This is a genomic window from Mycobacterium sp., from assembly GCF_035697385.1.
In the GTDB taxonomy this organism is placed as follows: domain Bacteria; phylum Actinomycetota; class Actinomycetes; order Mycobacteriales; family Mycobacteriaceae; genus Mycobacterium.
This window is the reverse complement of record NZ_DASSCY010000360.1, coordinates 1-4648: the sequence shown is the minus strand read 5'-3', so window position 1 is coordinate 4648 and position 4648 is coordinate 1. Positions and strand designations below refer to the sequence as shown.

Annotated in this window: 8 protein-coding genes; 5 read left to right on the top strand and 3 right to left on the bottom strand. The window is 66.4% G+C overall.

Annotated features, from left to right (window positions below; genetic code table 11):
- A partial coding sequence (locus VFH65_RS29885; RefSeq protein ID WP_353326829.1) for a MinD/ParA family ATP-binding protein occupies nt 1-616 on the top strand: 616 nt, incomplete at its 5' end.
- A gap of 8 nt (nt 617-624) precedes the next feature.
- Here the strand turns inward: VFH65_RS29885 and VFH65_RS29880 are convergent.
- On the bottom strand, nt 625-1356 hold the full coding sequence (locus tag VFH65_RS29880) for a transcriptional regulator (protein ID WP_353326827.1): 732 nt from the start codon (nt 1354-1356) through the stop codon (nt 625-627).
- A gap of 371 nt (nt 1357-1727) precedes the next feature.
- Between VFH65_RS29880 and VFH65_RS29875 the strand changes: the two genes are divergently transcribed.
- Entirely contained in the window at nt 1728-2018 is a 291-nt protein-coding gene (locus tag VFH65_RS29875; protein ID WP_353326825.1) for a WhiB family transcriptional regulator, read from the top strand.
- Here VFH65_RS29875 and map read toward each other — a convergent pair.
- Nucleotides 2015-2857, bottom strand: coding sequence for a type I methionyl aminopeptidase (gene map, locus VFH65_RS29870; RefSeq protein ID WP_353326823.1), 843 nt, complete (start codon nt 2855-2857; stop codon nt 2015-2017). The two genes, VFH65_RS29875 and map, sit on opposite strands and share 4 nt — an antisense overlap.
- 81 nt (nt 2858-2938) lie before the next feature.
- Between map and VFH65_RS29865 the strand changes: the two genes are divergently transcribed.
- On the top strand, nt 2939-3205 hold the full coding sequence (locus VFH65_RS29865; RefSeq protein WP_353326821.1) for a helix-turn-helix domain-containing protein: 267 nt from the start codon (nt 2939-2941) through the stop codon (nt 3203-3205).
- A 159-nt stretch (nt 3206-3364) separates the two neighbouring features.
- Here VFH65_RS29865 and VFH65_RS29860 read toward each other — a convergent pair whose 3' ends face one another.
- Nucleotides 3365-3640: a DivIVA domain-containing protein gene (locus VFH65_RS29860; protein ID WP_353326819.1), complete on the bottom strand. Its 276-nt coding sequence runs from the start codon at nt 3638-3640 to the stop codon at nt 3365-3367.
- 86 nt (nt 3641-3726) lie between these two features.
- On the opposite strand from VFH65_RS29860, the gene VFH65_RS29855 reads away from it, so the two are divergent.
- A complete protein-coding gene (locus tag VFH65_RS29855) occupies nt 3727-4152 on the top strand; it encodes an EVE domain-containing protein (protein ID WP_353326817.1) in 426 nt (141 codons plus the stop codon).
- The coding region (locus tag VFH65_RS29850; RefSeq protein WP_353326816.1) for a pirin family protein at nt 4149-4648 on the top strand (500 nt) is incomplete at its 3' end. The genes VFH65_RS29855 and VFH65_RS29850, both read left to right, overlap by 4 nt.

The following is a 4648-nucleotide window of genomic DNA, read 5'->3' as shown; positions in this document are numbered from 1 at the left end:
CCCGAAGGCGCAGGGCTCCTACTGGGAGCTGGCCTCCGATCAGCACCTCGAGACGTTCGCCGACGTGCGCAGCCGGGTGGGCAACAACGCCGCCGGCTTGTTCGTACTGGCGGGCGAGGCGACGCCAGCCCGCCGCCGGGTGCTCGATCCGGCGATCTACCGGGAAGCGACTTCTCGGCTGGACCGGTACTTCACGATCTCGATCATCGACTGCAGCTCGACCATGGACTCCCCCGTCACCCAGGAGGTGCTGCGGGACCTCGACGCGCTGATCGTGGTGTCCTCCCCGTGGGTCGACGGCGCGGCCGCCGCCGGGCAGACGCTGGACTGGCTGGCCAACCGCGGACTGACAGGTCTGCTGCAGCGCACGGTGATTGTTCTCAACGACTCCGACGGGCACGCCGACAATCGGACGCGTTCGATTCTGGCGCAACAGTTTTCGAGCCAGGGCCAGGTGGTGATCGAGGTGCCGTTCGACGGGCACCTGCGGCCCGGAGGCGTGATCGACCGCACGAGCGAGATGTCGGCGCCGACCCGGCGTCGTTTCATCGAGATCGCCGCCGCGCTGGCCGACCACTTCCCGACGCGCGACGACCGCAGCAGGGACCGGCACTGACGCGTTGATCAGGCGATGTCGTTGAGCAACGATTCGATTGCGTGTACCGCCGCTGCGGGCACCGGCTCCTCGGCTTCGGCTCGCACGATGTCGTCCTCGGAAACGCCTGCGGCTTGGGCAGTTTCAGCGATGGTGAGATTGGCGCCGCGGCGCGCGGCGTACAGCCGCTGACCCAGTGTGGCTCCCGGCGCCCTGGCGGCGCGCATCATGAGTTCGTCGTAGCGGCTGCGCACCGTGCTCAGCGCCTTGATCAGTGACGGCGTCACCCTGCTGATCCGAGTGGCCCGGACCGCCACCGCCTCGAGCTGACGCAGGTCGGACAGGATCGCGGTGATGCGCGGAGTGAAGTCGGAATCGTCCATCGGCGGCAGCGAGTCGATGGCCGAACCGAACGTGTTGACCGCCGTCACCACCGCCTGGGCGATCAGGGGCACCTCGTCGCCGCCGGAGACACGTGCGGTGTCCTCGTCCGCAGAGACCGACTCGCCTCGCCGCAGCCGGGAGATCGTGCCGGGCGGCCATCGCAGAACTTCCTCGAGCTTTGCTCGGGTGCGATCCCGCGGCCAGCTTCTGCCCTTTTCGAACGCGATGAGCGCCCCCGCGTTGATGATGCCGTCGGCCGCCAGGCTTCGCTGGCTGATGTCCAACTCCCGGCGCCGGGCGGCAGCTGCCGCGCCGGCGCGGACCATCCCCGGATCCAGCACGTCCGTCGCCTCGTCGGTCGACTCCGTGTTGGTCATCTAGGGCGATTCCTCACGCATTCGGTGGGCAGACCGGCGAGGTAATAGTAACCAGCGCGGTGGGTGCCGCTACGCCTTGACTCCATGTCGCCGGTCTTTATCCGTGTCAAAGCTACACCTTCGGCGGCGTGCCCCAACCGCATCAACGCTACGTTTTGGCACCGGCTTCGAGACCTGTCGCCTTCCGCCGCGTCTAGCCTATAAGCGCAGTTACGCATGCTTTGCGGCGAGCGCGCCAGAGAGGCCTTCGGCGTCTCGTGCCTTCCGCAACGCTATTGGCGTAGCAGTAACCGTTGCAACGCTACGGTTGATGAGCTACGGTCTCCACATCGCGGCATAACAGCCGCAGAGCGTGCAGAGGAGCGACAGACATGGACGCAGCGCAATGGGATGAGATGCCGATCGGTGCGTGCACCCGGGACCCCGAACGGTGGACGTCGTCGGCGGACCAGGAAGCCAAGGCCATCTGCCGGGCGTGCCCGCGCCGATGGTTGTGCGCCCGTGACGCCTGCGAGCTACCTCGTGCGGAAGGGCTGTGGGCCGGCATCATGATTCCGGAAGGCGGCAGGGGGCGCACGTTTGCTCTGCGGCAACTGCGCTCCCTGGCGGAGCGCCACGGCTACCCCGTGCGAGACCGCCGCCTATATGCCGAGAGCGCCTAGTCCGCTGCCTGTTCGCCGCCGAGTTCGGGGGGTCGGCGGCGAGCGGGCGCAACGGGCACGCGGGCCTGCGGCTGTGCCGAAGTGAGTACGCGCGGGCCGGATTCGGTGATCGCGATCGTGTGCTCGGAATGGGCCGTATTCGACTCGTCTGCCGAGCGCAGGGTCCAGCCGTCGGCATCGATGACCAGACGATCACTGCCTCGTGCCCACCACGGTTCGAGCGCCAAGGTCATGCCCGGCCGCAGCAGCAATCCGCGTCCGCGCCGTCCACGATTGGGCACGTGGGGATCCTCGTGCATGGTGCGACCTAATCCATGACCACCGAATTCGACGTTGACGCGATATCCGGCTTCGGTGGCGACATCGCCTATCGCCGCAGAGATGTCACCAAGCCGACCACCCGGCACCGCCGCGGCGATACCCGCGTCCAGCGCTCTTTGCGTCGACTCGACCAGCGCTCTGTCTGCGGTGTCCGCCTTGTCACCGACGACGACCGTGACCGCAGAATCGGCCACCCAACCGTCGATCGACACCGCGAAGTCCAGGCTCAACACGTCGCCATCACGCAGCACGTAGTCGCGTGGCATCCCATGCAGCACAGCATCATTGACCGACAGGCAGATGACGTTCCGGAATGGGCCGCGCCCGAATGACGGCGCGTAATCCCAGTAGCAGGATTCCGCACCTCGGTCCGCAACAAGTGTGCGGGCATGGTGCTCGAGCTGCATCAAGTTCACTCCCGGCTGCGCCTCGATCGAAAGCGTCGCCAGCGTCTCCGCGACGAACTCACCCGTCACCGCCATCTTGTCGATTTCTCGAGCGGTCTTGAGCTCGATCATGTCGGCCCTCCATCCATCGGTATTTTTATACCGCTGCGACGGTACCAGTACCGGTACTTAAATACCGCTATGCTGACCCGCATGGTGCGCATACCTCTGAGCCCAGAGCAGGTCAGATCCGGGCAACGGCTCGGCGCGCTGATGAGGACAACCCGAGCCGGTCGCGACCCCGAGATGATCGCGCGTCACGCCGGCATCTCACCCGAGACGCTGCGCAAGATCGAGGTCGGGAGAATGCCCAGCCCGAGCTTCGGCACGGTCATCGGACTCTGCAATGCACTCGGCTTGCCGCTGCAGGATGCCGTCGATGCGTGGCATGGGACAGACGACGAACGGATGGCCATCTAGACCGCAACGGCTAGGAATATCGCGCGGCGGTGCCCGGTTATCCAATGCGACGGTGCCGGGCATGCCCCGGGCTCCAACCAATCAGTCGCTTCGAGCGACCACTCGCCGAGAGGCGCCATGGCGGCACCGTCCCTACTTGATCAACGCGCCGCTAGACGCTCATTCCCGGTTGGGGAGAGTCGCGATGGTGGTGGCGATCTGCTCGAGCAGCGCGTCGACCTCTTCGTTGCGATATCCCCGCTTGCCTAGCGGCGGCTTCCTGAACCTGATGCCGCGCACGTCGTCGGCCGTGAGGTGGCCGCGGCCCTCGAGCCGGCGGACCACCAGTTGCAGGAAGTCGTCGACGGATTTCTCGTCGTAGCCACGCTTGCCCCACCGCGGCTTGTCGAACGCCGCACCCCGAACATCCTCGGCCGTCAAGCCACCGTCACTCATGGCGTCAGATGCTAACTGGCTGAGTTATCCACAGGCCGTCTCGAGCCGACGCATATGTGTCACCCTGCGCGCTTAGCGTGCGAACCATGAACGTGTGGATCAATACCGTCAGCCGTGACCACGTCGAGCGTGGGGTGCGAGGGCGCTTCACCCAGGCCAACCACGGCAAGCCGAACATGCTGCGCAAGATGGCCCGGGGCGACTGGATCATCTTCTACTCACCGAAAACCGTGTACCCCGACGGCGAACCGCTCCAGGCCTTCACCGCCATCGGTCAGGTCGCCGACGACGAGCCGTACCAGGTCGACGTGTCGCCGGACTTCCAGCCGTGGCGTCGCAACGTCGACTTCCTCGAGTGCACCGAGACCCCGATCCGGCCGCTGATCGACAAGCTGGACTTCATCGAGGACAAGAAGCGGTGGGGATACAAATTCCGCTTCGGGGTGTTCAAGATCGGCGAGCACGATTTCGAGGTCATCCGTTCGGCGATGGAGGCTACTGTGAGTGCATGAGCAATGTCGACGCCGCGCCGGCTGAAGTCGCCTGTGCTGCTTCGCCATTCGCCGGTGTGCTGCATCCGCGCGAAGTCCCCCTCGGTGGACCACGGGCAATCCGGGTACGACGCACGCTGCCGCAGCGCGAGCGGTCCCTGATCGGGGCGTGGTGTTTTGCCGATCACTACGGCCCGCATGACGTCCGCGGCGGCCCCGGGATGGATGTGCCGCCGCATCCGCACACCGGATTGCAAACCGTCAGTTGGCTCTTCGACGGCGAGGTCGAGCACCGCGACAGCGCCGGCGTGCACGCGATGGTGCGGCCCGGCGAGCTGAACCTGATGACCGCGGGCGCGGGGATCTGCCACTCAGAAGTGTCGACCGCCGCGACGTCCATGCTGCACGGCGTACAACTCTGGGTGGCGCTGCCCGACGCCGACCGCGACACGGCACGCGGCTTCGCCCACTACGCGCCGACGCCCCGTCGGCTCGGCGGCGCGACACTACGGGTGTT